The organism is Verrucosispora sp. ts21 (genome assembly GCF_002879555.1).
GTDB classification, from domain to species: Bacteria; Actinomycetota; Actinomycetes; order Mycobacteriales; family Micromonosporaceae; genus Micromonospora; species Micromonospora gifhornensis.
In genome coordinates, this window is the sequence record NZ_PNOZ01000081.1 from 1 (window position 1) to 26,342 (window position 26,342).

At 70.2% G+C, this 26,342-nt stretch carries 25 protein-coding genes and 1 pseudogene; 11 read left to right on the plus strand and 15 right to left on the minus strand.

Annotated elements, in window-relative coordinates:
• Positions 1-119: 119 nt before the first annotated feature.
• Positions 120-2,876, minus strand: a complete 2,757-nt coding sequence (locus C1A38_RS25665; RefSeq protein WP_102660285.1) for a M14 family metallopeptidase — start codon at positions 2,874-2,876, stop codon at positions 120-122.
• Between the two features lie 318 nt (positions 2,877-3,194).
• Between C1A38_RS25665 and C1A38_RS25670 the strand changes: the two genes are divergently transcribed.
• The 3 genes from C1A38_RS25670 to C1A38_RS25680 all read left to right on the plus strand — a co-directional run bounded on the left by C1A38_RS25670 (position 3,195) and on the right by C1A38_RS25680 (position 5,374).
• On the plus strand, positions 3,195-3,512 hold the full coding sequence (locus tag C1A38_RS25670) for a hypothetical protein (RefSeq protein WP_102660286.1): 318 nt from the start codon (positions 3,195-3,197) through the stop codon (positions 3,510-3,512).
• A 105-nt stretch (positions 3,513-3,617) separates the two neighbouring features.
• A complete protein-coding gene (locus C1A38_RS25675; protein WP_102660287.1) occupies positions 3,618-4,097 on the plus strand; it encodes a hypothetical protein in 480 nt (159 codons plus the stop codon).
• Positions 4,098-4,174: 77 nt separating this feature from the next.
• A complete protein-coding gene (locus C1A38_RS25680; protein ID WP_233197017.1) occupies positions 4,175-5,374 on the plus strand; it encodes an MFS transporter in 1,200 nt (399 codons plus the stop codon).
• Between the two features lie 21 nt (positions 5,375-5,395).
• On the opposite strand, the gene C1A38_RS25685 is transcribed toward C1A38_RS25680, so the two are convergent.
• Positions 5,396-6,235, minus strand: a complete 840-nt coding sequence (locus C1A38_RS25685; RefSeq protein WP_199180329.1) for an SAM-dependent methyltransferase — start codon at positions 6,233-6,235, stop codon at positions 5,396-5,398.
• Between the two features lie 167 nt (positions 6,236-6,402).
• On the opposite strand from C1A38_RS25685, the gene C1A38_RS25690 reads away from it, so the two are divergent.
• Positions 6,403-7,023 (plus strand): hypothetical protein, encoded by a 621-nt coding sequence (locus C1A38_RS25690; protein ID WP_146017631.1) that lies wholly within the window; start codon positions 6,403-6,405, stop codon positions 7,021-7,023.
• Positions 7,024-7,124: 101 nt separating this feature from the next.
• On the opposite strand, the gene C1A38_RS25695 is transcribed toward C1A38_RS25690, so the two are convergent.
• The 6 genes from C1A38_RS25695 to C1A38_RS25720 all read right to left on the minus strand — a co-directional run bounded on the left by C1A38_RS25695 (position 7,125) and on the right by C1A38_RS25720 (position 13,371).
• The gene (locus C1A38_RS25695; RefSeq protein WP_102660290.1) at positions 7,125-7,667 is read right to left on the minus strand and encodes an RICIN domain-containing protein; all 543 of its coding nucleotides are present in this window, start codon (positions 7,665-7,667) and stop codon (positions 7,125-7,127) included.
• A 626-nt stretch (positions 7,668-8,293) separates the two neighbouring features.
• Positions 8,294-10,210, minus strand: coding sequence for a molecular chaperone HtpG (htpG, locus tag C1A38_RS25700; RefSeq protein ID WP_102660291.1), 1,917 nt, complete (start codon positions 10,208-10,210; stop codon positions 8,294-8,296).
• 147 nt (positions 10,211-10,357) lie between these two features.
• The gene (locus C1A38_RS25705; protein WP_102660292.1) at positions 10,358-10,624 is read right to left on the minus strand and encodes a GlsB/YeaQ/YmgE family stress response membrane protein; all 267 of its coding nucleotides are present in this window, start codon (positions 10,622-10,624) and stop codon (positions 10,358-10,360) included.
• A gap of 136 nt (positions 10,625-10,760) precedes the next feature.
• Positions 10,761-11,339 carry a GerMN domain-containing protein gene (locus C1A38_RS25710; RefSeq protein WP_102660293.1) on the minus strand — a complete coding sequence of 193 codons (579 nt, stop codon included), beginning with the start codon at positions 11,337-11,339 and terminating at the stop codon, positions 10,761-10,763.
• On the minus strand, positions 11,336-12,691 hold the full coding sequence (locus C1A38_RS25715; RefSeq protein ID WP_102660294.1) for a sensor histidine kinase: 1,356 nt from the start codon (positions 12,689-12,691) through the stop codon (positions 11,336-11,338). The genes C1A38_RS25710 and C1A38_RS25715 overlap by 4 nt, the downstream gene beginning before the upstream one ends.
• Positions 12,688-13,371 carry a response regulator transcription factor gene (locus C1A38_RS25720; protein WP_102660295.1) on the minus strand — a complete coding sequence of 228 codons (684 nt, stop codon included), beginning with the start codon at positions 13,369-13,371 and terminating at the stop codon, positions 12,688-12,690. The genes C1A38_RS25715 and C1A38_RS25720 overlap by 4 nt, the downstream gene beginning before the upstream one ends.
• 153 nt (positions 13,372-13,524) lie before the next feature.
• Between C1A38_RS25720 and C1A38_RS25725 the strand changes: the two genes are divergently transcribed.
• From C1A38_RS25725 to C1A38_RS25750, 6 genes and pseudogenes are all read left to right on the plus strand, one after another.
• Positions 13,525-13,950, plus strand: coding sequence for an STAS domain-containing protein (locus C1A38_RS25725; RefSeq protein ID WP_102660296.1), 426 nt, complete (start codon positions 13,525-13,527; stop codon positions 13,948-13,950).
• 37 nt (positions 13,951-13,987) lie between these two features.
• Positions 13,988-14,257, plus strand: coding sequence for a GlsB/YeaQ/YmgE family stress response membrane protein (locus tag C1A38_RS25730; RefSeq protein WP_102660297.1), 270 nt, complete (start codon positions 13,988-13,990; stop codon positions 14,255-14,257).
• 83 nt (positions 14,258-14,340) lie between these two features.
• Positions 14,341-14,910 (plus strand): annotated as a pseudogene (locus C1A38_RS25735) (STAS domain-containing protein); the annotation flags it as partial.
• 261 nt (positions 14,911-15,171) lie between these two features.
• Entirely contained in the window at positions 15,172-15,945 is a 774-nt protein-coding gene (locus C1A38_RS25740; protein WP_102660299.1) for a hypothetical protein, read from the plus strand.
• A 113-nt stretch (positions 15,946-16,058) separates the two neighbouring features.
• Positions 16,059-16,571, plus strand: coding sequence for a DUF6529 family protein (locus C1A38_RS25745; RefSeq protein WP_233197019.1), 513 nt, complete (start codon positions 16,059-16,061; stop codon positions 16,569-16,571).
• Between the two features lie 25 nt (positions 16,572-16,596).
• The gene (locus C1A38_RS25750; RefSeq protein WP_102660301.1) at positions 16,597-17,115 is read left to right on the plus strand and encodes a Rieske (2Fe-2S) protein; all 519 of its coding nucleotides are present in this window, start codon (positions 16,597-16,599) and stop codon (positions 17,113-17,115) included.
• A 109-nt stretch (positions 17,116-17,224) separates the two neighbouring features.
• Here C1A38_RS25750 and C1A38_RS25755 read toward each other — a convergent pair whose 3' ends face one another.
• The 7 genes from C1A38_RS25755 to C1A38_RS25785 all read right to left on the minus strand — a co-directional run bounded on the left by C1A38_RS25755 (position 17,225) and on the right by C1A38_RS25785 (position 25,818).
• Positions 17,225-19,204 carry a cellulase family glycosylhydrolase gene (locus C1A38_RS25755; RefSeq protein WP_102660302.1) on the minus strand — a complete coding sequence of 660 codons (1,980 nt, stop codon included), beginning with the start codon at positions 19,202-19,204 and terminating at the stop codon, positions 17,225-17,227.
• 188 nt (positions 19,205-19,392) lie between these two features.
• Positions 19,393-20,085, minus strand: coding sequence for an urea ABC transporter ATP-binding subunit UrtE (gene urtE, locus C1A38_RS25760; RefSeq protein ID WP_102660303.1), 693 nt, complete (start codon positions 20,083-20,085; stop codon positions 19,393-19,395).
• On the minus strand, positions 20,085-20,852 hold the full coding sequence (gene urtD / locus C1A38_RS25765) for an urea ABC transporter ATP-binding protein UrtD (RefSeq protein ID WP_102660304.1): 768 nt from the start codon (positions 20,850-20,852) through the stop codon (positions 20,085-20,087). The genes urtE and urtD overlap by 1 nt, the downstream gene beginning before the upstream one ends.
• On the minus strand, positions 20,849-22,009 hold the full coding sequence (gene urtC, locus C1A38_RS25770) for an urea ABC transporter permease subunit UrtC (protein WP_102660305.1): 1,161 nt from the start codon (positions 22,007-22,009) through the stop codon (positions 20,849-20,851). Before urtC ends, urtD begins: the two co-directional genes overlap by 4 nt.
• Complete coding sequence (urtB, locus tag C1A38_RS25775; RefSeq protein ID WP_102660309.1) at positions 22,006-22,893, minus strand: urea ABC transporter permease subunit UrtB; 888 nt, start codon at positions 22,891-22,893, stop codon at positions 22,006-22,008. The genes urtC and urtB overlap by 4 nt, the downstream gene beginning before the upstream one ends.
• 71 nt (positions 22,894-22,964) lie before the next feature.
• Positions 22,965-24,209 (minus strand): urea ABC transporter substrate-binding protein, encoded by a 1,245-nt coding sequence (urtA, locus tag C1A38_RS25780; RefSeq protein WP_102660306.1) that lies wholly within the window; start codon positions 24,207-24,209, stop codon positions 22,965-22,967.
• A 481-nt stretch (positions 24,210-24,690) separates the two neighbouring features.
• On the minus strand, positions 24,691-25,818 hold the full coding sequence (locus tag C1A38_RS25785) for a substrate-binding domain-containing protein (protein WP_233197016.1): 1,128 nt from the start codon (positions 25,816-25,818) through the stop codon (positions 24,691-24,693).
• A gap of 96 nt (positions 25,819-25,914) precedes the next feature.
• Here C1A38_RS25785 and C1A38_RS25790 point away from each other — a divergent pair.
• Positions 25,915-26,342 (plus strand): MarR family winged helix-turn-helix transcriptional regulator (locus C1A38_RS25790; RefSeq protein WP_102660307.1); only part of this gene is annotated, 428 nt, incomplete at its 3' end.

Here is a 26,342-nt window from a genome sequence, read left to right on the forward strand (position 1 = left end):
CGGCGAAGGCGGGCGAACCCACCGCCACCACACCGGCCAGCAGGGCACCGGACGCGCCGGCGGCCAGCAGCCGCTTACGGCTCCATGTGTTCATCAATGTCTCCGTCGTCGCTTGTCAGTTACTGGGCTGGCCGCGGGTCGGCGCAGTTGACGGCCGCGTACTCCCCGGTGACCGTGGTGGTCACCGTCTCGCCGCCGAGAGCCCCGGTGGCGTGCGCCGAGGCGGAGCCCGCCGAGACCGTGCCGGTCCGGGTGTTGAACTGCTGGAAGGTGCTCGCGCCCGGCGCGACGTTGACGGCGGCCTTGGTGCCGTAGGTGCTCTCCAGGGAGATGCTGACGGCCGCGTCGTTGTGGTTGTGCGCCTGCACCGCGACGTACGCCTTGCCGGCCACGCACCGCACCTGGGTGGTCACCGTGACCCGCAGTGCCTCCGGGTCCCAGGCATTCGTCGTGTTGTGGTTGGTGCCGGTGCCGTCGGGCAGGTAGCCGTTCTCGACGTTGCCCTTCGAGTCCACCGAGAACCAGTTCACCGTGGTGCCGTTCGGCAGGGTCAGGGTCTCCCCGCCCTCACGCACGCCCGCCGAGCCGTAGAGGGTCGACTCGAGGGTGGGCCGGCTGCCGTCGACGGTGTAGAAGACCGCCGCCGGCTCGCTGGTGTCGAAGGTGACGTCGACCATGCCCGCCGTGGCGCTCGGCTCGACCGTGATCGTGCTGGTCGGTGCCACCGCGTCGGTGTCGTAGTCGCGGGCCACCCGCAGCATCTCGACCAGACCGTTGGAGAACTCCATGGTCTCTTCCTTGGCCGATGCCCAGGCCGGCTGGAAGGAGGTGCCGACCTCGAAGTTCCAGGCGTAGATGCCGTACTTGTACCAGAGCATGTCACCGGAGTTGCCGGCCGCCGAGTAGAGCACGTCGGCGATCGGACCGGTCCGCGCCGGGGTGACGGCCAGGTTGCGGTGCCGCTTGATGGCGGTGAGGATCCGCGACGAGGCACCCCAGAACAGCGACTCCTCGGCCAGCGTCGGCCGCGGCGCCGAGATCCGGCCCGGGGTCGCGTAGGCGCCGGGCGACCACATGAAGTAGTTGCCCGAGGAGTGCAGGTTCATCGAGAACTTGATGTTGCCCCGAGAGGCCATCCAGTCGACGTTCTTGTTCTCCGGCTCCGACAGCTCGCTCGGCCCGGCGTACGTGCCGCTGGTGCAGCTGGCCGAGGCGCCCGAGTAGCCGTCGAAGAGGCTGTACTCGGTGTAGTTGCGGTTGTTGTCCACACCCCAGGAGGTACGGCCGAGGAAGTCCCCGTTCGTCTCGGTGGTGCAGTGGTTGGTCATGTTCTTACGCTGCGAGTTGAAGTCGTAGAACGAGTAGTGCCCGCCGTCCGGGTTGACCGACGGTGCGATCCAGATGTCCAGGTTGTCGACCAGGTCGCGGGTGTTGGCGTCCTGCTCGTAGTTGCGCAGCAGCCGCTCGGCGGTCTCGATGGTCACCAGCGGCGGCACCCACTCACGGGCGTGTTCCTGGGCGTAGGCCAGGACACCGAGCTTGGAGCCGTCGCGGTGCTTGCCGATCCGGATGGCGTAGACGGAGTGCGGCTCGCGGGAGACCGACTCCGGCGCGGAGAGGCCGTCCGACAGCTTGGTCGGCGCGGCCGGCGCGACCACACCGGCGCCCTCGTTACCCCGATAGGTGTACGCCGTGAGCAGCGTGCCCGCCTCCGCGTTGAGCGCGGCGGCGACCTGCGCGGCGGTGCTGGTGACCGCGCCGGAGGCGTCGGTGGCCAGGCGGACCCGCACGTCGTTGCCGGTGACGGTCACCGTCAGCGCCGAGTCGGCGGCACCGGGGTTGACCAGTTCGACCGAGATGTCGTTGCCGCCCTCGTGGCCCCAGGCCAGCGAGTCGACGCCGACCCGGCTGGCGTTGGCGCTACCGAGCACGGCCTGGGCCTTGCGCCGGTAGCCGTTGGTCTTGTGCGGCAGCTCGACGATCTCGGAGATGGCCGGGTACTGCGCGGCCAGGGTGTGGATCCGGTCGTACAGCTCCGTGGGGGTCAGGTAGCTGTTGACGAAGTCCTTCTGGTAGCCCGGGCCCTCGGGGGCGTCACCGGAGATCGGCAGCCACTCCTTGACCTTGGCCACCGCGACGTCACCGGTGGGGCTGGTGATCTGCACGTACTCCGGCTTGCTCGTCACGTTCGACGCGCCCCGGTGGTACATGTAGACCCCGGCGTCGACGAAGCGGGTGATGTTCTGCGTACCGCCGGAGCCCATCTCGGTGCCCGGCCCACTGTCCCGGGAGACGGTGAGGGCGTTGTTGGCGTCTTGGCCGCCCGCCCACTTCGCCTCCACCGACAGCACCTGGCTGGTGCCGTTGGTGTAGTAGTCGGCGCGGATGATCTTCACGTCGGAGGCGGCGGCACGAGCGGCAAAGCCGGCGCCCTCCATGAACTCCTCGTTCTCGGCCAGGTGCGCGGCGATGGTCGCCTCGCGCTCGGCGATTCGCGCCGCGGAGTCGGACGGGGTGTGCAGCACCTCGCCGAAGGTGAATCCGGCGGCGGTCAGGGTGGCCACCTCGTTACCGGTCACCACCGCGTGGACGACGATGCCGTCCTCGCTCTGGTGGACGTGGTGGTCGAGGTCGACGCCGGTGGCCACCAGCGCGTCCAACTCGTCTTTGTCGGCCAGCAGCACCTCGACCACGTTGGCCTGCTCGTCGGCAAGCCGGCCGAGGTCCTCAGGCACCTCGCTGACTCCGGTGGTGGCGGTCTGCGACACGACGGCGGCTGCCGGGTTGACCAGCAGCAGCACCGCAGTGCCGGCCGCCAGCGCGGCCGCCAGGGGTACCCGGCGTCGCCACCGGGCACTGGAACGGAATTCGGACATGAGGCTCGTAGCCCCTTCTCGGTGTGCGGTGGGGGTTAGGCATGCGCCTCGGCCGCGCTCGACTCGTGCGGGCAGCGCGGTGAGGCATCCGATGTAGACGCTGCCCGCATCACCGACTACGCAGCGTCACACACCGGACCGTTAGGAGTGATCAGGTTGCGGACAACTTTCACGCCCTGAAGGTCATCTGTCAATCGTCCCGAAGTATGGGCGGGTGATCACCCCCACCTCGGCCAACCGTCCAGGGTCACGTGTTTGACCTGCGTGCAGACTGGAGAGGCAAGAGCAAGGAAGCTTGAGTGCAAGGGGGGACCACCCGTGTCCGACAATGCCGGCAATCGGCCCAGCCACACCTATGACCGCCCGGAAGAGGTGACCGATCCACTGCTGTGGCGGCTCGCCCTTGACGTCGCCGAGGCGCACGCTCCGGCGGAGGACGGCGGCTGCGAGCACCTGCTCTGCGCCGGACAGGACTGGCCCTGCGGGCCCTGGGAGCAGGCGCAGCGGGCCCTCAACCTGGCACAGGGCGGCTCGACGCGGCAGACCCAGGCCACCGAGCGGACCACCTACCCCGCACCGTTCACGCTGCCGGGCCGGCAGGGCGAGCAGTCGCGTGGCGACTCCGCCGCCGCCTGACCCCTCTTCCATCCCGGACGCGCCGCTCACGGGGGCGGTGCCCCACCGCCGACAGCGCCCCCCGGGGCGCGGAGGGTCCCGGGGATGTCAATGTAGCGTTGACAGGTGCCTGACCCGCTGGACCGTCTCGCCGGGATACCGGCGGCCCGCGACCGCCTGGACGAGGCGGAACTGGATCTCATCGACCAGGCCCGGCAGGCCGGAGCCACCTGGCAGCAGGTAGCCGGGGCGCTCGGCCTGAGCAGCCGCCAGGCCGCCGAGCAACGGCGTCAGCGGCTGACCGCCGGCCGCCGGGCCCGCCGCGCGGCGGCCGACCGGCGCTGGCCGGACGAGGTCACCGGGTTGCGCACCGCGCTCACCGGGCTGCACCGCTGGATCGAGGCGGACCGCCGGTGGGACGGCAGGTTTTCCGGCGCCAACCTGACCCGGCACACCGCCCTGCTCGCCCTGGACGCCGAACCCGGCGCCCTCCACGATCTGGCCCGGCACGTCGCCGCCGATCTCACCACCGCCGGCCCTGAACTGCCCGGACCGGTCCGCATCATCACCGCCGAACTGCACGCCATCTTGTCAATGCCGTATTGACAGAGCCGCAGCAGTCTTGCCTCTATCCGGCTCAGCATCGAGGCTGTGAGTCAGGTCGACTCAACCCTGGAGGCGTGGTGCGGCGCAACGCGGCCCTGTTCGTGACCATCTCCGTGTTGTCCGGCTTCGGCGGCAGCGCGATGGCTCTGGTCGCCGGCATCTGGATTCTCGACCTGACCGGGTCCAGCGGGCTCGCCGCGCTCGCCGGGCTCTGCGTGTACGCCCCCACGCTCGCCGGACCGTGGCTGGGTGCCCTGGTCGACCGGCTACCCCGCCGAGGGCTGCTGATCGCGACGAACCTGACCCTGGCCGCCGTGCTGCCCACCCTGTTGGCGGTGCACGGTCCCGCGCAGCTGTGGCTGCTGTTCACCGTCTGCGCGGTGTACGGCCTCGCGTACGTCGTCGTCGATGCCGGCGAGAGCGCCATCCTGCCGGCCGCCCTCTCCCCCGCCGAACTCGGGCACGTCAACGGTTGGCGGTCCAGCGCCCAGGAGGGGGTCAAACTCGTCGCCCCGCTGGCCGGGGCCGGCCTGTACGCCTGGCGGGGCGGGCACCTCGTCGCGCTGCTCGCCGCCGTCCTGCCACTGCTGGTGGCCGTCGGGTACGCGGCGTTGCGCCTGACCCCGACCACGCCGGCCATCGCGAGGCGACGTGGTGCGGTCCGCGCCGGTCTCGCCGTCCTGGTCGGTTCGGCGTCGATCCGCCGTCCGGTGAGCCTCGCCGCGACCGCGATCGGCATGCAGGCCCTCACCACCGCCGCCGGGTACGAGATCGTCACCGTCGAACTGGGCCTACCGGCGACCTTCCTCGGTGTGCTGCTCAGCGCGCAGGGTGCCGGTTCGGTCGCCGGCGGGCTCGTCGTCGGCCGACTGATCACCCGGTTCAGCCCGACCACCGTGGCCGTCGTCGGCACCGCCCTGTTCGCGGCGAGCTGCCTGGGCCGCTGCGTGCCGTGGTGGCCGGCGGTGCTCACCGCCTCGGTGGTGGCCGGGGTCGGGCTGCCCTGGACGCTCGTCGCGGCCGTCACCGCGATCCAGACACACAGCCCCGACGATCTGCTGGGCCGCGCCTCCGCGACCGCCAACACGATCATGTTCGGGCCGATCGCGCTGGCCACCCCGCTCGGTGCCGCCGCCGTACTGCTGGGTGCCCGGCTACCACTCGTCCTCGCCGCCGCCGTCTGCCTGGCCGCCGCCGTGGCCACCGGCCGGCGGAGCCGGCACCGATCCGGCCGGGCCGGCGCGCGGTCACCGCAGCCGGCACCGACCGGAGTCTGAGATTGAGCCGTACGGCCGACTTCAGCTGGCCTTGCGGGCGACCACCGCGTACTCGGAGACGGGCGTGGTGTCGTTACCGTCCGGCCGCCACTGCGAACAGGTGACCAGGCCGGGTTCGAGGATCTCCAGACCGTCGACGAAAGCGGCGATCTCCGCCGGGGTACGCACGGCCATCGCCGCACCGCCGCCCGCCCGCCACGAGTCCATCGCCCGATCCACCGCCTCGGGGTTGACCTCGCGGGTGGGATGGGAGATGACCAGGTACCCGCCGACGGGCAACGCCTCGACCAGACGTCGCACGATCCGGGTGGCCTCGGCGTCGTCGACCACGAAGTTCAGGATGCCGAGCAGCATGATCGCCACCGGCCGGGTGAAGTCCAGGGTGCGCCGGGCCTCGGTGAGGATGTGGTCGGGCTGGCGCACGTCGGCGTCGATGTAGTCGGTCGCACCCTGCGGGTCGCTGGTGAGCAGGGCACGCGCGTGCACCAGCACCATCGGGTCGTTGTCGACGTAGACGACCCGCGTTTCCGGAGCGACCGACTGGGCCACCTCGTGGGTGTTGTTCGCGGTGGGTAGCCCGGTGCCGATGTCGAGGAACTGCCGTACGCCTGCCTCCGCGACGAGGTGTCGCACCGCCCGGCCCAGGAACTCGCGGTTGAACCGGGCCGACTGCACCAGCTCCGGCATGTAGGCCAGGACCTGCTCGGCGGCCTCCCGGTCGGCGGCGAAGTTGTCCTTGCCGCCGAGCAGGTAGTTCCACAGTCGAGCGGAGTGGGGTATGTCGCTCTGGATGGCGGCGTTGAGCGGGGATGCGTCGGTCACCTGGGCTCTCCGATGGTGCGGTGGCACGGCTTCGTCCATCAGGGACGGTAGCACCCGGAGATCGACTGCGAAGCATCCGATGATCCACTGACAATCGACAGAACGGTGGGTGCCCAGGCCGGCACCCACCGTCAGACTTCCTGAAACCGGCCTCTGCTCCCACCACGAATGGGCGGCAGGCCGCAGACGAGACGGAGTGGTCACCCATGGGCATCTTCAGACGGCGTAGGCAGGTGCCGGAGCAACTGCCTGAGCTACCGCCATACCCGCCACCACCACCCACTCTGGCACCGGGCGACCTGGCGGTCGCGCAGCAGGTGGTCCGGGCATTCCTCGCCAGCCTCGGCGACGACGATCGGATGAGTACGGCCGCGGCGGCGGTGGTCCAGGCCGGCGGGGGCGTCACCGGTATCGAAGAACTGGTGCGCAACGTCCACCGGATCTACGAGACCGGCGACCTCGGCTTCGACCGCCCCTGGCGCTGGCTGGCCGTGGTCACCGCCGAGGCTCGGCAGCTCGGTGACCTGGTCCTGGTCGCCGACATCGCGCACTTCGTCCACCTCTGGGACATCCGGCTGCGCAGCCGGAGCGCCTCCGGGGAGGCAATGATGTTGCTGCAGTCCCCGCCACCCGACGCCGTGCGAGAGATCTACCCGATTGCCCTGGCCGCCCTGGCCGAGGTCGACCCCGACCACGTCATCGCGGACGGCACGGGCGGCATCACGGTGGCCGCGCTGCGGACCGGCATCGCCCACCGCATCCTCGACGCCGACCCGCCGTACCCTGCGGAGGTCTCGACCGAGGCCCTACGGATCGTGCCCACCTGAATGGTCCAGCCTGCGCGGCCCGGACCGTGCGGTGCCGGCCGGCAGCACAGTGCGGAGGAGCCCGGACCGCGGTCCGGGCTCCTCCGGTCAAGGCAATGGCGTCAGGCCGGAATCGCGGTGACGTACCAGAGCTGGCCGGTGACGTTCTGGCACTTGTCCATGAACGACGCGCCCTTCAGGACGGACTCCGGCGCGAACCGGTTGCCTTCCAGGCATTCGCCTTCCTTCTCCCGGAACTTCGTCTGGAGCCGGAAGAGGTTGTCACCGGCCTTGACGAACTTCCACATCTGGCCGGTGACCTCTTTACAGGTGTCGAGGAAGGCGGCGCCGCCGAGGACCTTGCCGGCGACCTGGTTGCCTTCCAGGCACTTGTCCTCGCCGAGGAACTTCGTCCGCAGCGTGTAGTAGCCGTCCGGGCGCTTGGTGAAGCTCCACGCCTGCCCGTCCACGTCCTGGCAGGTGTCCTGGAACGCGGCGCCGGCGAGGGTCGAGTTGCCGTCGATCCGGTTGCCTTCCAGACACTCGTCCTCGCCCCGGAACACCGTCTTGAGCTTGTAGTACCCCGAGGCGGCGGCGGGGAGCTGCGCCGCCGGCTGCGCCTTGACGTCGACCGTCTTCACGGCAGCGGGGTCCGAGCCGTCCACCGGGGCCTCGTTGATGGACGTGTCGATCGCCGCCGCCGCGGACGAGTCAGCGGTAGGGGATGCCGCAGCAGGGGATGCCGAACTCGTCGATGCGGTCGGCGTGGATGCCGGCGAGCTGGACGTCTCGTCCTGTGCACATCCCGTCGCGGCCACCGCGAAGACCGCCAATACCGCCACAAAACGTTTCATATTGCCCAGCTTTCGTTACTGCATGGTATGGATTTCAGTTCCACCAGCTCTGTTGCGACCGCCCCGAGTCCTCTGACTGGTCACCCGAGCGGCTGGCGTCGTAACCGTACGTGTGTGCCAATGTCGACGACAACGGGCGAGCGGACGGCAAAGTCGCTCCCGTCGGGGCGTACCGGTTCGTTCCTCGGTCCTGTGTGGACGCTGACCGGTGACGGCCTATTCACCGGTCGGCTAGAAATCGCAGGGTGAAGCAGGTGAGATGTCCATAGTGGACAGTAGGCTTACGCGTAGTTCACAGTGGACGTGGTGCCACCGGCAGGACCGAGTCGAGGCCGACGGTCCATGGCCGCTCGCAGGGCCATCCGGTTCGGGGTCGGGTGGGCGTACCGCCACACCCGACCCCGAGTCGGACGCTCAGTCTGCGAACCACCCAGCGGCTACAGGGTGCGGGCAAGGCGGTCGGCGAGGATCCGGGCGAACCGCGACGGGTCGGCCAGGTCACCGCCCTCGGCCAGCAACGCCGTGCCGTACAGCAGCTCGGCGGTCTCCGCCAGGGAGTCGTTGGCACCGTCCTGCTCGTACGCCTTGCGCAGCCCGGTCACCAGCGGATGCCCCGGGTTGATCTCCAGGATCCGCTTGACCTTCGGCAGCTCCTGACCCATCGCCCGATACATCTTCTCCAGCGTCGGAGTCAGGTCATGGGCGTCACCGACCACGCAGGCCGGCGAGGTGGTCAACCGCGACGACAGGCGTACCTCCCGGACCGAGTCGGTCAGCACGCCGCCCATCCAGGTGAGCAGGTCGGCGTACTCGGTGCGCTGGCGTTCCCGCTCCGCCTCGGCCTCGGTGCGCTCCTCCTCGGTGTCCAGGTCCACCTCGCCCTTGGCGATCGACCGCAGCGTCCGGCCGTCGTAGCTGCCGACCCGCTCCACCCAGACCTCGTCGACCGGGTCGGTGAGCAGCAGCACCTCGTAGCCCTTGGCCCGGAACGCCTCCATGTGCGGGGAGTTCTCGATGGTGGCCCGGTTCTCGCCGGTGGCGTAGTAGATGTCGCTCTGGCCGTCCTTCATCCGGCTGACGTAGCCGGCCAGGTCGGTCAGCTCCGCCGGATCGTGGGTGGAGGCCGCCGACAGGATCTCCAGCAGGGTGTCCCGGTTGTCGGTGTCGTCGATCAGGCCTTCCTTGACGGCGGCGCCGAACTCGGTCCAGAAGGTGCGGTACCGCTCGGGCTGCCCGGTCTTGAGGTCCTTGACGGTGGCCAGCACCTTCTTGACCAGCCGACGGCGTACGGCCCGGATCTGCCGGTCCTGCTGGAGGATCTCCCGGGAGATGTTCAGCGACAGGTCGTGGGCGTCCACCACACCCTTGACGAAGCGCAGATAGTTGGGCATCAGCGCGTCGCAGTCGTCCATGATGAACACGCGCTTGACGTACAACTGCACGCCGCGACGGCCCTGCGGGGAGAACAGGTCGATCGGCGCGTGCGACGGGATGAACAGCAGCGCCTCGTACTCGAAGGTGCCCTCGCCGCGCATGTGGATGGTTTCCAGCGGGTCGGCCCAGTCGTGGCCGATGTGCTTGTAGAACTCGTGGTACTCCGCCGGCTCCACCTCGCCCTTGGGGCGGGCCCACAGCGCCTTCATCGAGTTGAGCGTCACCGTCTCGGTGGTGGCCTCGGCGCCGTCGGTGCCGGGACGCTCGACCGTCATCCGGATCGGGTGGGCGATGAAGTCGGAGTACCGCTTGACGATCTCACGGATCGTCCACTCGGCGGTGTAGTCGTGCAGGTTGTCCTCGGCGTCGGCCGGCTTGAGGTGCAGCGTCACCGCCGTACCCTGCGGCGCGTCGTCGAGCGCGGCGATGGTGTACGTGCCCTCGCCGCTGGACTCCCACCGGGTGCCACCGCTCTCGCCGGCCCGCCGGGTGGTCAGCTCGACGGAGTCGGCGACCATGAACGCCGCGTAGAAGCCGACCCCGAACTGCCCGATCAGCTCCTGGGAGGCACCCGCGTCCTGGGCCTCGCGCAGCTGGCGCAGCAGCTCGGCGGTGCCGGACTTGGCGATCGTGCCGATGACCGAGACGACCTCGTCGCGGGTCATCCCGATGCCGTTGTCCCGCACGGTGAGGGTGCGGGCGTCCCGGTCGACCTCGATGCTGATGTGCAGGTCATCGGTGTCGACGGCGAGGTCCTTGTCGCGCAGCGCCGCCAGCCGCAGTTTGTCCAACGCGTCGGAGGCGTTCGAGATCAGCTCGCGAAGAAACACGTCCTTGTTCGAGTAGATCGAGTGGACCATCAGCTGGAGCAGCTGACGGGCCTCGGCCTGGAACTCCAACGTCTCAGCCCGGTCGTTCACACCTTTCCCCTTCTTCGCTCGTCAGCCACGACGACTCGCGGAAAGGATACGAGCCGTCGCTGTCCGCGTGCGTGGCCGGTCCGCCTCCGCGGGCACGACACCGGCCCGCCCCCTGCGACAGCGGGGACGGGCCGGCGGACGAACGGGTCAGCGGCGGCGGCCGTACGTGCTGGCGAGCAGCGAGACACCGACCGCAGCGAAGGCGATCTGGATGAACAGCTCGATCCAGTCGATGCCGCGGGTGTCGTCCACGCCGAGCAGGCCGGCGACGAGTGTGCCGAGAAGCGCGGCGACGACGCCGATCGCCAGGGTCAACAGGATCGGGATGCGCTGACGTCCCGGCACGACGAGGCGGCCGAGCGCACCGATGATCAGACCGATGATGATTGCGGTGAAGAAGCCGGTGATTTCCACGAGAGCCTGCCCTTCCGAACGGTTACCTCGCCCGACGTGGTGCCCCGGCCGGCCCGAAGGGCAAACGCGGGAGCCCCGTCACCGACGGTTTGTGTCGTAATCGTCACGGTTCCGCGTGACGTCCGTCATGGACCGGTCACCGGAGGGTGATCAGGACCGCGTAGTCGGCGGCGGTGAGCGGATCCGACGACAGCGAGTGGTCTCCCCGGGGGACGCTCAACGGCGCGCCGTCGCGTAGGAAGATCACCGCGTCGACGTCGGCGCGGGCGGTGAGCGTACAGACGATCTGCCCGTAGGCGAGCATCTCGTCGGTACGACCGGTGTCGGCGACCGTCGGCGTGACCGTGACCCGGGCCTGCCCGTCGACGAGTTCCACCTCGGCGTTGCTGAGCGCGCCGGTCAGGGCGTTTGTCAGCCCGTCGTCGCGTTCGGTGTGGGTCGGCCCGGCAAGCAGGTCCCGCAACTGCACGTCGGCGGTCGGCACCTCGTCTATCCGGCGGATCACCGGCACCAACCGGTCCTCGCGGGAGAAGTAGAGCACCTCGGTCACGGCGCCGGTCTCGGCGGTGGTCGGCGCGGCGGTCGCGGTCGGCGGGAACGGGCCGGGCGGTGGGGTGACCGCACGGGGTCGGTCCTCGCCCGGCACCCCGCACGCGGTGACCACGACGAGCACGACGGCCGCCACGGCGACGTGGACGCGCCTGCCGCCGATCATGACACGCTCCCGGGCAGGGTGATCCGGAACCGCGCGCCGCCCTCCGGGCGGTCGCTGACCGAAGCGCTGCCGCCGTGGGCGGCCGCGTGCTGGGCGACCAGGGCGAGCCCGAGGCCGGTACCGTCGCCACCGCCCCGGTAGTGGGCCGCCCGGCCACGAACGAAACGATCGAAGATCGCCTCACGGTCCTCCACCGGCACCCCCGGTCCGTCGTCGTCCACCTCGATGACCCCGGTGTCCCCGGTACGCGACAGCAGCACCGCGACCGGTCCCGCGCCGTAGCGTTCGGCGTTGTCGAGCAGGTTGGTCAGCACCTGCGCCACCCGACGCCGGTCCACCCGCCAGGTCGCGGGGGTGTCCTCGGTCAGCCGCACCATCGTCTCCGGCAGGTCCCGATCCCGGCAGACCTGCCGGGCCAGCTCGGCCAGGTCCACCGGCTGCCGGTGCACCGACTGGTCGCTGCGGGCCAGGTCCAGCAGGTCGTTGACCAGCTGCTGGAAACGGTCGATCTCGTCGGCCACCAGCCGGGCCGCGGTGGCGGTGCGCTCGTCCTGGTTGTCCCGACGCCGGGACAGCACGCTGGCCGCCGCGGCGAGCGTCTGCAGCGGTGACCGCAGCTCGTGACTGACGTCGGCGGCGAAGCGCCGGTCCCGGTCGATGCGCTGGGCCAGCTCGTCGACCATCCGGTTGAAGGAGGTCGACAGCCGGGTCAGGTCCGGGTCGGTGTCGGGTGCCAGGCGGGTGGTGAAGTCACCGGCGGCGATCCGCTCGGCGGCGTCCGCGACAGCGGTGAGCGGGCGCAACCCGTGCCGGGTGGCGTACCAGCCCAGCGCCGCACCTGAGCCGGCCACCATGATCGCCACGGCGGTCAGGGCCAACGCCAGGACCTGGAAGGTCTGCTCCAGCTCCCGCAGCGAGGCGATCTCGTAGAACGACGCCGACTCCGACAGCGGCACACCGACCAGCAGGACCGGCTGGTCGTCGACGCGGATGCGTTGCACCGCCGGCTCCCCCGCGCTCACCAGTTCACGCAGTCGCGCCGGGATCGCGGCGGTCAGGCCGTTGTCGGCGGCCCGGCCGTACCAGTCGCCGTTGAGATGCAGCACCGCCCGCCGGCCGGTGCCGGTGTCCAGCGTGCGCAGGGCCTCCCCGGCGTCCGGGTTCTCGGTGTCGAGTCCGGCGCGTACCACGGCCGCGTCGTAGTAGGCCGCCCGCAGTACGGCGCGTTCCCGCTCGTCGAGCAGCGTACGGCGGGTCAGCTCGTAGGACACCAGGGCCATCGAGGCCGACAGCAGCAGGGCGCCGATGGCGAAGGCCGCGGTGACCCGGGCACGAAGTCCGAGTCGTCTCATCGTTGCAGCTTGTAGCCGAGCCCGCGCAGGGTGACCAGGTGTTTCGGGTTGGCCGGGTCGGCTTCGATCTTCTGCCGCAGCCGGCCCACGTGCACGTCGACCAGCCGCTCGTCGCCGCTGTCGTATCCCCAGACCCGGCTGAGCAACTGCTGGCGGGACAGCACCCGCCCGGCGTGCTCGGCCAACTCGCAGAGCAGCCGGAACTCGGTACGGGTGACCGCCACCGGCGTGCCCGCCCGGCGTACCTCCCCGGCCTCGGGGCTGACCTCCAGCTCGCCGAAGACGAGCACGGGCACCGGCTCCTCCACCGGCGCCACCGTGCGGGCCCGCCGCCGCAGGGCCCGCAGCCGAGCCGTCAGTTCCTTTATCGCCACCGGTTTGACCACGTAGTCGTCGGCACCGGCCTCCAGCGCGGCGACGATGTCGTGAGTGTCGTCGCGGGCGCTGACCACCACGATCGGCACGTCGTCGTCACGCCGCAACTGACGGATGCACTCGAAACCGTCGATTCCGGGCAGCATCAGGTCGACCAGGACGTAGTCCGCCGGGCTCCGGCGCTGCGCCCGCAGACCCTCCTCGGCGGTGGCCGCACCGGACGCCTCGTAACCCTCGTCCTCCAGTGCGAGCAGCAGCGCCAGTCGGATGCGGTCGTCGTCCTCGATCACCAGTACCGCTGTCATACCGGGAATCATCCCCAAGCGTCCGCCGACCGGCCAACCACCACCGCCTCAAGGGTGTTTTGTCACGCAACTGTCATACGTCCGCGCAGTGCCTGCCAACCCCGCTGGGCAGGGTGAGAGCCACCTGGGGACCGCAGGAGAGGGGGCAGCGACGTGAGCACGCCACGACGCCCCGAGTGCACCGTGCCGCTGGTGGAGGTGGCCATCACCGAGTTCGACCTGGCCTGCCTGCCGGCGACCGGCACGGTGTTCGACCGGCTGCTCACCCTGCACCCCGACCAGGTCGTAGTCGATCTTTCCGACTGTCGGCACATCGACGCGGCGGGCATCGGGCTGCTGCTCGACGTGCACCGCCGGATGCTGCGCATCGGCGGAGTGCTGTCGGTACGCAATCCCAATCCGCGCATCGCCCGCATTCTGCAGACCGCCCGGCTGGACCAGATCCTGCCGGTGCACGTCGACGGCGCGGCGCCGCCGGCCGGAACCACCGCCCCTGGGGCTGTGTCCAGTGACGCGGCTGTGAGTGCCGCCGGTCATCCGACGGTGTACGGCCGGGCGGCCGTCACCGTACGCAGCTGACCCGGCGAACACCGCCACTGCCAGGACGAGGAGCAGCATGACAATTCCCGGGATCGCCGCAGCCATCGCCGTCGGGCTCGCCGTCGGCGCGCTCGGCCGGCTCGTCGTTCCCGGCCGTCCCGGTGTCCCGCTGTGGCTCACCATGACCATCGGCGCCGCCGCCGCGCTGCTCGGCGCCATCAGCGCCTGGCTCGTGGGTGCCCGCGAGCTCAATCTGCTGGCGCTGATCGTGCAAGCCGGTCTGGCCACGGTCGGCGTGGTGATCGTGCTCGCCACCGCCAGCAAGGAACACTCAGACTCCCGCTGAGCACACCTGGCGACGGCCCAGCGGCCGCCCGCCCCGAGTCCCGTCCCGCACCCCTGCACCGCCAGCACCGGAGAGGAAGCAGGATGACCGTCGTACCGGACGACAACCTGATGACCCTGATCTGCGACACGTGCGGCGAGACCACCACCGGCATGGCCTGCGTGCTGCCCGATGCCGAGGTCGTCTGGACGCTGGTTTCCGATCACGGCTGGAGCGGCTCCCCGTTCGCCACCGGTCCGCACCGCTGCCCACGGTGCAGCACCCTGCCGCCGGGCGTCACGACGAACGGCCGTACCGACCGCTCCGGTGCCGGCGACTCCACGGCCGGTGGGCCCGGTGCCGGCGGGCAGAGTCACGAGGTGACGGTGCTGAGCAGTGACACCGCCATCGGCGCGGAGTCCAGCGAGGCGCTGCGGGCCGCGTTGCGCGCGGCCGCCAGCCTGGCCGGGACGGTCGTGGTGGACCTGGCACGGGTCCAGGTCATCGACTCGGTCGGGCTGGGCCTGCTGGTCCGTGCGCACCGGGAGGTCCGCGAGCGCGGCGAGCGGCTCTGCCTGGCCGCCCCGTCGCGCTTCATCCGTACCGTGCTGCACACGATGAAGCTCGACGGCGTCTTCCCGATCTTCGCCAGCCTCGACGAGGCCCTCACCCAGCTGCGGGCCCAGGCCTCCGCCACCGGCGACCCGGTACGGGTCGACGTGACGCCGGCCGAGGCCGGCCGGGTGCGCTCCGCCGCGCCCGGAAAGGCCGCCACCAGCCGCCGCCCGGTCACCCGCGTCACCGTCTGAGCCCCGGCCACCGGTCGGGCGGGACGGACCGGCCCGGGAGCGCAGCTTCGCGGGCGAAAAGGTTTTCCGGCCGGTGTTGAACCGATCCACTTCCGATGCCGTACCTGATGGCGAAGGGAGTGGCCCATGAAGCGCCTGACCCCGTTGCTCACCCTCCTGTCGGGGGCGGTGACGGCTGCCGTGCTGTTCACGATGAGTGCGCAGGCATCACCGCCGCGCACCCAGCCCACCGGGGAGAACGCCCCACCGGCCGTCGCCGCGCCGTCGCAGGACGAGGCGGACGTCGACGACGAGGCTCCGGTGGACGACGAGCAACCCGATCCGGAGAACAGCCGCCAGCCTGGAGTGTCGCCGCCCGACGAGCCGGAGGAGTCACCGGACGACGTCGACGCCGACTCGGTCGAGCAGAACTGGATCGGCCAGCTGGAGAACGGCGCCACCATCGCCATCACGGTCTCCGGCGGCAAGGCCGAGGCGTACGTCTGCGACGGCCGGAGCATGGAGCTGTGGCTGTCCGGCACGGTCCGCGACGGAAAGATCGAACTGACCGGCAAGGACGCCAAGCTGACCGGCATCATCCGCGGTGACAGCGCCAGCGGCGAGATGATCGTCGGCGTACGGCGCTGGAAGTTCACCGCCCGACCGGACAACGAGAAGGTCGACGAGGCGGAGACCAAGTCCGGTGCGGGCACCGCTCCGGCGATCTACCGCGCGACCGACGAGATCCGCAAGGCCGGCATCGACGGCGGCTGGATCATGCTGCCCGACGGTACGCAGATCGGCATCGTCACCTGGAACGGCAAGCCGATCCCCGCGCCGCCGCTGGACCCGGCCTTCAACAGCACAGTGGTCAAAGGGGTCACCATCGTCGCCGAGCCGGTCATTCCCGGGGCGCGGTGATGTCCCAGCACCGTCAGGGCAACGTGCGTACGGTGCCCCGCCGCCCGTCGGAGCCCGACGTCGAGGTGATCCGCGAGTTCGGCGCGGCACCGGCACCGCGACGGCGGCCCTCGATGATGGTGCCGCTGCTGGTCGGGGCGGGCGTGGCGGTGGCGCTGGGCGTCTACGGCCGCAACCACACCCCGACCGGCATCGCGGTCAACGTGGCAGGCTTCTCGTCACCGCTGACGGTGAAAGTGTGGCTGGGCACCGGGGCGGCGTTCTTCGCCGTCATCCAGCTGCTGTCGGCGTTGTCGATGTGGGGCCGGCTCGGCGGGTTCTCCCCGTCCTGGGCCGGTGCCGCGCACCGCTGGTCGGGGCGGGTCGCCTTCCTGCTGACCGTACCGGTCGCGGTGCACTGCCTGTACGCGCTCGGCTTCGACGGCTACGACACCCGTACGCTGCTGCACTCCCTGCTGGGTTGCTTCTTCTTCGGCGCGTTCGCCACCAAGATGCTCACCCTGCCCAAACGCGGTCTCGCCGGTTGGGTGCTGCCGGTGGTCGGTGGGGTGGTCTTCGTCGCCCTGATCGGCATCTTCCTGACCTCGTCAGTGTGGTACTTCACCACCTTCGGCATCCAGTTCTGATCTTCGAAAGGGCGGAGCAGCCACGATGAACCACGAGCAGGCCGGCTGTTGCCGGTCGCGACGGGCCCTGTTGGCCGGCACCGGCGCGGCGGGAGTGGCCGCGCTGACCGGCTGCGCGACGTACGGCCAGCCGGCGGCAGCCCCGCCGCCACCTGCCGCGCCGGGCGGCAGCACCGCGCCGGCCGGAGGTGGTACCGCCCCTGGCGGGGGCAGCCCCGCTCCCGGCGGATCCGGTGCGCCGGACGACGAGCCGGGCCCACCGGCGCTGGCCACGCTCGCCGACATCCCGGTCGGCGGCGGAGCGATCTTCGCCTCGGCCGGGGTGGTGGTCACCCAGCCCACCGAGGGCACCATCAAGGCGTTCTCGGCCACCTGCACCCATCAGGGCTGCACGGTCACCTCGGTCGACAACGGCGCCATCACCTGCGCCTGCCACAACAGCGTCTTCGACATCGCCGACGGCTCGGTACGCAGTGGACCGGCGCGTGCCCCGCTGCCGGCCGCGAACGTCACAGTCGACGGTGACGCCATCCGGCTGGCCTAGACGCGGCCCATCCCAGGCCCGGGCCGCGCGGGGCCGTCCGGATCACGTGATCCGGACGGCCCCTGCCCCACCCGCCGGGCGGATGGGGCAGGTGTCCGGGCCGTTCGTGTCAGGACGCGACGCAGCTCAGCCCGGTCGGCACGCCCGATCCGTTGCCGGTCAGCCCGAAGGTGGTGCTGGCCGAGGCTGCGAGCTGCCCGTTGTACGGCTCGTTGCGCACCGTCACCGAGGTGCCGGACGTGGTCAGCCTGCCGTTCCACAGTGACGAGATGGTGGTGCCGGCCGGGGCGGTCCAGCTGACCGTCCAGCCGCCGATCGCCGAGGTGCCGGAATTGCGTACGGTCACCTCCGCCTGATAGCCGCCCTGCCAGGAGTTGACCACCCGGTACGTCGCCGCGCAGCCCTGATCGCCACCACCGCCGTTGTCGGCCGGTGTGGTCAGGGTCAACGGCGGCGAGGCCGCCGAGATGTTGCCTGCCGCATCGCGTGCCCGCACCGTGAAGGTGTAGCTGGTCGAGGCGGTCAGGTTGGTGGCCCGGTAGCTGGTGCCGGAGACCGTGACCACGCTGGCCCCACCGGAGCCGCTGGTGGTCCGCAGCACCTCGTACGCGGTGACACCCACGTTGTCGGTGGCGGCGGCCCAGTTCAGCGTGGCGGCGGTGGCGGTCACGTCGGTGGCCGTGGGCTGGCCCGGCGCGGTCGGCGCGGTGGTGTCCACCGGGTCGGTGCCGTCGGCGTAGCGCTCGGCGAGGCTGATGCCGGTGGTGGCACCGGCACCGCCGAGGCGCACCTGGTGGTCGAGGCCGACGAACTTGCCGTTGTGCTGCCACAGCGCCGGCTTGAGCATCTGGTTGTACTTCGTCTCGTCCCAGCTGGTCCAGTCGTCGAGCAGCAGACCACCGGTGTCACCGGAGTTGGGGTTGAGGCACCAGAAGGTGTGGTGGATGCCGTTGTCGATCATCAGGTCGCGCAGCGCGGCCATCCAGCGGTCCTGCCGGGCGTCCTGGCCCAGCCGCCCACCCCACTCCCCGATCAACAGCGGGGCGATGTTCTGTTCGTGGATGTAGAACCAGTTCGGCCGCCACACGTCGTTGGTCAGCGACTCCTTGTCGAAGTCACCGGCGAACCAGGGCTGCTCGAACACCAGCGGCCCGTAGTCGTGCGGCGAGTAGACCAACTGGTCCTGCTGGGCGCCCAGGTCGACCGGGTGCTCGGCGACACCGCGCAGGTTGCCACCCCACCAGTTGTAGAAGTAGTTGGGGCTGCGGTCCGGGTTGGTGTTTGGCGAGTTCCAGGTGGCGCCGGGACGCGGGTATACCTCGATGCCCTCGCAGAGGATCAGCAGGTTCGGGTTGATGGCCAGGATCCGCTTGCCCGCCGTCTCACAGGCGTACTTGAAGTTGTCCTGGTCGGTGCTGGAGTCCCACTTGGCCCGCTGCGGGTCGTTCGGGGTGCCGTGCGGCTCGTTCTTGATGTCCATCGCGACGATGGTGTCGTTGGTGCGGTAGCGGGCGGTGACCCATTCCCAGCCCTGGTAGAACAGCTCCGAGGTGACGGTGCCCTTCCACCACACCGGATAGGTGTGCCCGGAGTTGTCGGCCTCGGCGCTGTGCACGTCGAGCATGACCTTCAGGCCGTACTTCTCGCACAGTTGGAGCCAGTAGTCGAAGACCTGGAGGTTGTTCATGCCCTCCAGCTCCGGGTTGACGTACGTGTTCACGTTCGGCCGGATCGCCTGGCCGGCCTTCCACTCCAGCAGCAGCTGGGTGGAGATGGGCACCCGGACGATGTTGATGCCCCGCTGGGCCATCTGGCGGGTGATGTTCTCGATGTTCGCCGACCACAGGCCGTGGAAGACCCGTTCGGTGGCGTTGAAGCCGAACCAGTTGGCTCCGGTCAGCCAGACCTGGTTGCCGGCCTCGTCGACGATCTTGTTGCCGTCGGTACGCAGCCAGTCGTTGGCCGGGACGGCGGCGCTCGTCACGGCGTCGGCCGTGGGGGCCGCCGTTGCGGCGGGCGCGGCGGCAGCCAGGCCGAGCAGCACCGCAGCCGCGGTGGCGACGGCCTGGATTGTTCTCCGTGCGGACATGCGACTTCCTCTGTGGTGGGTGACGAGGAACGTCGACACAACGGCCCTGCCCGAGGCCGTGGGAGCGCTTCCATCGACACCTTATGCGGTCGTCGTCAGCAGCGGAAGTGGACGTACGCCGTTTCGGCGGCGCCACCGCCGACCGGACGCCGTCAATCCGGCGAAACGGATTCGATTAAGCGCCGTCGCTACACGGCGAGAGCCTCCCGGACGGTGTGCTCCGCGTCGCCGCCACCCTCACCTGAGGAGGTGACCCGCCCGGACTCCAGCACGTGGTAGCGGTCGGCGACCCGCAACGCGAACCCGAGATGCTGCTCGACCAGCAGCACACTGAACCCGGTCTGCGCGATCAACGCCACGATCCGGTCCTGGATCTCGGCCACCACCGACGGCTGGATGCCTTCGGTCGGCTCGTCGAGCATCAGCAACCGGGGTCGGGTGATCAGCGCGCGGGCGATGGCCAGTTGCTGGCGTTGCCCGCCGGAGAGCAGCCCGGCCCGCCGGCGCAGCAGCGGTTGCAGTGCCGGGAACAGGTCCAGCACCTCGGCGGTGGCCGCCGCACCGTCGCGGCGACCGTCGGCCACCAGGCGCAGGTTCTCCGCCGCCGTCAGGTGCGGGAAGCACTGCTGGCCCTGCGGCACGTACGCGATGCCCCGGGCGACCCGCTGGTGCGGGGCGAGCCGGGTGATGTCCTCACCGTCCCACTCGACCTGACCGGCGGTGGGCCGCAGCAGCCCGGCGGCGACCCGCAGCAGGGTGGACTTGCCGGCACCGTTGTGCCCGAGCACCGTGGCGACCCCGTCGCCGGGCACCTGGACGTCGACGCCGTGCAGCACCCGGCTGCGCCCGTAGCCGGCGTGCACGCCACGCAGACTGAACATCATGCCTCCAGAGGGGTCGGACCGGCGTCGACCGGGTGGCCGAGGTAGACCTCCTGCACCCGGGGGTCGGCCTGCACCTGGGCGACGCTGCCCTCGCTGAGCACCCGGCCGGCGTGCAGCACGGTGACCGTCCGCGCGAACCGACGCAGGAAGTCCATGTCGTGCTCGATGACGACCACCGTCCGGTCCCGGCTGACCTGCTCCAGCAGTTCACCTGTGGCGTCGCGTTCCTCGTGGCTCATCCCGGCCACCGGCTCGTCGAGCAGCAGCAGCCGGGCGTCCTGCACGAGCAGCATGCCGATCTCCAACCACTGCTTCTGACCGTGGGCGAGGGTGCCGGCGAGCTGGTCGGCGCGGCCCGCCAGGCCGATCACCTCCAGGGCCTCGGCCACCTCGTCGGGGATGCCGTGCCGGCGGCGCAGCAGGGTGGCCCAGCCGCGCCGGGCGCCGGCCGCGATGTCGAGGTTCTGCAGGACGGTCAGTTCCTCGAACACCGTCGAGGTCTGGAAGGTACGGCCCACCCCGAGGCGACTGATCCGGTGCACCGGGCGGCCGAGCAGTTCCCGGTCGCCGAAGCGTACCGAGCCGGTGGCCCTGACCAGCCCGGTCACCGCGTCGACAAGGGTGGTCTTGCCGGCACCGTTGGGGCCGATCAGGAACCGGATGTCCCCCGGCTCCACGTCGAGGCTCACCCCGTCGACCGCGGTGAAGCCGTCGAAGCTGACCCGCAGATCCCGTACGTAGAGTCCGGGTAGTTGTTCCGTCATGACGCCTGCCCTTCCGTGCGGCGGGTCCGCCGCAGCCGGCCGAACCACCGCTCACCGTCGCCGCGCCGGGCCAGGCCGATAAGCGAGGCCAGGCCGCCGGGCAGGAACGCCACCACCACCACGAACAACAGCCCCTGCAGGTACGTCCAGCCGCCCGGAAACCGTTCCGACAGGGCGGTACGCGCCCAGGCCACCGCCACCGCCCCGAGCACCGGCCCGAGCAGGGTGGCCCGCCCACCGACGGCCACCCCGATGACGAACTCGATGGACGGGACGATCCCGATCAGGGCCGGGGAGATGATGCCGACCGCGGGCACGAACAGCGCACCGGCCAGCCCGGCCATGCCGGCGGCCACCACGTACGCGACGAGCTTGACCGTGGCCGGGTCGTACCCGAGGAAGCGGACCCGTTCCTCGCCGTCGCGTACGGCCACCAGCAGTTCGCCGTAGCGGCACTGCATCAGGTGCCGGGCCAGGGCCAGCAGCGCCAGCAGGGTGCCGGCGATGATGAAGTAGACCATCCGTTGGTTGACCGGGTCGTCCAGGTCGTAGCCGAAGAAGCCCTGGATGTCGGTGAGGCCGTTGGTGCCGCCGGTGGTGCCCTGCTGGCCGATCAGCAGGATCACCATGGCGGCGGCGAGGGCCTGACTCAGGATGGCGAAGTACGCGCCGCGGACCCGACGGCGGAACACCAGCGAGCCGAGCACGAACGCCACCGCCATCGGCAGCAGCACCGTGGCGGGCAGCGCGAACCAGGGGCTGGCGAAGGGTCGCCACCACAGCGGCAACTCGTCGAGTTGCCCGTACAGCAGCATGAAGTCGGGCATGTTGCCCGGTCCCGCGTCGGCGAGCTTGAGATGCATGGCCATCGCGTAGCCGCCGAGGCCGAAGAAGACGCCCTGGCCGAGGGCGAGCATGCCGCCGCGCCCCCAGGCCAGGCCGATACCGACCGCGACCATCGCCACGCAGAGGTACTTGGCCAGCAGGGAGAGCCGGAAGTCCGACAGCACAAGCGGTGCCACGGCGAACAACAGCGCGGCGCCGAAGGCGAAGCCGGCCACGGCGCGGAAGCGGTGCCGCGACGGCCCGGCCGCCGGCTTGGCCGGTGGCGGCGCGGGGTCGACGACGGTACGGGAATCACGGGCGACGGTGGTCATGCCAGGCTCCGGGTTCGCAGGGTGAACATGCCCTGGGGCCGCCACTGGAGGAACGCGACGATGGCGACGAAGACCATCACCTTGGCGACGCTGAGGGTGGTCAGGTACTCGCCGGTGGCCTGGAGCACGCCCAGGGCGAAGGCGACGATCACGGTGCCCTTGAGCTGACCGATCCCGCCGACCACGACCACCAGGAAGGCGTCGATGATCAGGTTGGTGCCCATGGTGGGGCCGATCGGGCCGAGCAGGGTGAGGGCGACACCGGCGATGCCGGCCAGGCCGGAGCCGATGAAGAAGGTCATCCGGTCGACCCGGGCGGTGGCGATGCCGGAGACGGCGGCCAGGTCGCGGTTCTGCACCACGGCCCGGATCCGGCGGCCCAACGGGGTGATGCGCAACGCGACGGTCAGCGCGACGACGGCACCGCCGGCCAGCGCCAGGATGAACAGCCGGTTGTTGGCGACGGTGATCCCGCCGGGCAGCGCGATGTTGCCGGTGAGCAGCTCGGGGGCGCGGGTCTGCACGTTGGGGCTGCCGAAGATGTCGCGGGCCAGCTGTTGCAGGATCAGCGACACCCCCCAGGTGACCAGCAGGGTGTCAAGTGGGCGGGCGTAGAGGCGGCGGATCAGCAGGAACTCCAGCAGCACACCCATCGCGCCGGCCACCACGAAGGCCACCGGCAGGGCGATCAGCAGTGACCAGCCGGCCGCCGAGATGACCTGTTGCAGGACGAAGGTGGTGTACGCGCCGGCCATGATGAACTCGCCGTGCGCCATGTTGATCACGCCCATCTGGCCGAACGTGAGAGCCAGGCCGAGCGCGATGAGCAGCAGCACCGCTCCGATGCTGACGCCGGTGAAGAGTTGGCCGATGAGAACTGTCACGGTGGGTACTCCGTACTGCTGGTGGGGCGGTTCGGGCGGAACCCGCAGGTCCCGCCCGAACCGGTTGCCGGCTAGCTCAGGCCACCGGCCCACGGGTAGCTCTTGAGGTACGGGTCCGGGGTGATCGGCTTGCCGGAGTTCCACACCTCGGTGATCAGGCCGTCCGGGCCGACCTTGCCGACGCGGGCGGTCTTGGCGATGTGCTGGGTCGCGCCGTCCACGGTGACCAGGCCCTCGGGCGCCTCGAAGGTGATGCCGTCGGAGGCCTTGCGGACCTGCTCCACCTCGAAGGTGCCGGCCTTCTCCACCATCGCCTTCCACAGGTAGACCGAGACGTACGCGGCCTCCATCGGGTCGCTCGTCGGCTTGTCCTTCCCGTACTTGGCCTTGTACGCGGCGACGAACTTCTCGTTCGCCGCACCCGGCGTGGTCTGGTAGTAGTTCCAGGCGGTCAGCTGCCCCTCCAGGTACTGGGTGCCGATGCTCTTGACCTCCTCCTCGGCGATCGACACCGACACCACCGGCATGCTGGTGGCGGTCAGCCCGGCGGACTTGTACTCCTTGAAGAAGGCGACGTTGCTGTCACCGTTGAGGGTGTTGAAGACCGCGTCGGCACCGGATGACTTCACCTTGTTGGTGATCGTGCCGAACTCGGTGGAGCCGAGCGGGGCGTAGTCCTCCCCCAGCACCGTCATTCCGTTGGCCTCGGCGTACGCCTTGATGATTTTGTTCGCGGTGCGCGGGAAGACGTAGTCGGAACCGACCAGGTAGAGCGACTTGGCGCCCTGTGCCTTGAGGTAGTCCAGGCCGGGAACGATCTGCTGGTTGGTCGTCGCCCCGGTGTAGAAGATGTACGGCGACTGCTCCAGTCCCTCGTACTGCACCGGGTAGAACAGCAGCGCCTTGTGCTTCTCGAAGACCGGCTTGACTGCCTTTCGGCTGGCCGAGGTCCAGCAGCCGAAGACGGCTGCCACCCGGTCCTCGCGGATCAGTTTCTCGGCCTTCTCGGCGAAGGTCGGCCAGTCGGAGGCACCGTCCTCACCGACGGGTTGGATCTTCTTGCCGAGCACCCCGCCCGCCGTGTTGATCTCCTCGATCGCCAGCATGATCGAGTCGCGGACGGTGACCTCGCTGATGGCCATCGTGCCGGACAGGGAGTTGAGCAGGCCCACCTTGACGGTGTCGCCGGAGGTGTCGGCGGTGACGCCGGCGGAGACCTTCTCGTCGGTGGTCTTACTGCCGCACGCGGCCAGCGCGGCCGCGGCGACCAGGGTCATGGCACCCGCCAGGATGCGTCGTCCCCGGAACAGTGTCATCAAATCTCCCTGCGTCGCACGTGAAGCGTGGAGTCAGTTGCCCGGAAACGAACGCCGGTCCCGAGCGAGGATGTCGAGCTGCGATTTGCGGTGCGGTCCGGTGGAACATCGCGGCGTCCGGCGGGGCGGGTGGACGCCGGCCGGGCACCGATTCGGATATCGGGCAGGGAAAGCTTCGATCCGCTTCATTGCGCGGATGTTTCCCGATCCTCAATAGACTGTTTCCGCTGCCGCGTAACGGCCGGTGTCGCGGACACGGAAAATGCCGGCACCTGCCGCCCCAAAAGGGCGCACAGGCGACCGGCATACGATTATCGGCCGCAGTGGACGGCAATTATCGGACTGCGTCGAGCGGTTGGCGACTTCCGGCTCGGCACCGGATACTTCACGCAGGAAGTATCTTATGTGGCCGCTTCCCGGGCGTGTCAAGGCACGGTCGGGTCACGCCCTGATCGATTCGGCCCGATCACGCTGCCGCGGGTCAGAGCTCGGCGACGACTGTGAAATCCAGACCGTCGGCCTCAGCCAGGTAGATGCGCTGACGCACGTGCCGCCGCCGCAGCCGCAACTCACCACGCGGTCCGTCGTACGACACCACGTCCGCCGACGCCTCCACCGCCCGGACGTCAAGCGTGCCGGCCTTGGCGATGAGCGCGGCCAGCAGCATGACCCCCTCGTAACAGGACTCGCCGAGGCTGCCCAACGGCGGCGCCTCCAACCCGAAGCGGCGGGCGAACGCACCGTGGAAGTCCAGATTCTCCGGAGTGACCAGGCCCGCGAAGAACCCGGCTGTGCTGAACAGCCCTCGGGTGCCGGCCACCCCGCTGGCCAGCAGCATGTTCTCGTCCATCAGCGTGCTCAGCCGCAGACAGCGCTGATCCAGCCCGGAGCGGGCGAACGCCCGGTTGAAGCGCACCGCGTCCGCACCGACCAGCAGCATCAGCACCGCGTCGGCGTCGCTACGCTCGATACGCCGCAACACCTCGGCGTAGTCGTGGGTCTCCAGCGGCAGGAAATGATGCCCGACCACGCGGCCACCGTTGCGCTGCGCGTACCGGTAGGCGGCCTGCGTGGTCCGCCGAGGCCAGACGTAGTCGTTGCCGACCACGAACCAGCGCCGCACCCCCAGGTCGGTGGCGAGCACCCGCATCGCCGGCAACAGCTGCGCATCAGGGGTCTCGCTGGTCAGGAAGACCCCTTCGGTACGCTCACCGCCCTCGTACAGCGCGGTGTAGACGTACGGCACCCGGTGCGCGATGCGCGGTGCCACCGCCTGACGGACCGAGGAGATGTGCCAACCGGTGACGCCCTGCACCGCACCGACCGACACCAGCGCCTCGACCTCGGCGGCCACCTCGGCCGGCGGTGCCCCGCCGTCGACCGGGATCAGCCGCAGTTGGCGACCGAGCACCCCGCCCCGGTTGTTGACCTCCTCCACCGCGAGTTGGGCGCACAGCTCGCAGCTCGGGCCGAACATCCCGGCGGGCCCCCGCATCGGCACCACCAACGCGATGCTGACCACGCCCCGGTCGACAGTCAGCCAGGACGTCCCGGCGGCGACACTCGACGTCGCCGATGGACTCCCGTTCCCCGATGCCGGACCGGACATGAACACATCGTGGCCGTCGCCGATCCCGGTGACCAGTTCTCCCCATTGGGCGGGACGTCTCGGTACGATGACCGGCAACCGCAAGGCGGGAGTGACATGTCAGAGTTCCCCGGCTCCGCAGCCGACCTGCTGCCCCTGCTCACCCGCGCCGAACGACTGCTCTCCCGCCGGGTCGGCGCCCTGCTGACCGACGAAGGGCTCACCATCGAGGCGTGGCGGGTGCTCGGTCTGCTCGCCGACGGGCTGGGCCACCCGATGAGCGAAGTGGCCGCCGAGGCGTCCCTGCCCCCGGGCACCCTGACCAAGCTGGTCGACCAACTCGTCGACCGCAACCTGGTCTTCCGCCGGGTCGACCCGATCGACCGCCGCCGCATCCGGGCCTACCTGACCGCCCGAGGCCGTCACGAGCACGAACGCCTCTCCATGCTGATCCAGGCCGATCTGGCCGCCCTCAGCACAGTGGACGACCCCACCCTCGCCACCCACCTCTCCGCCCTCATCACCCGCCTAACCCCCCACCCCAC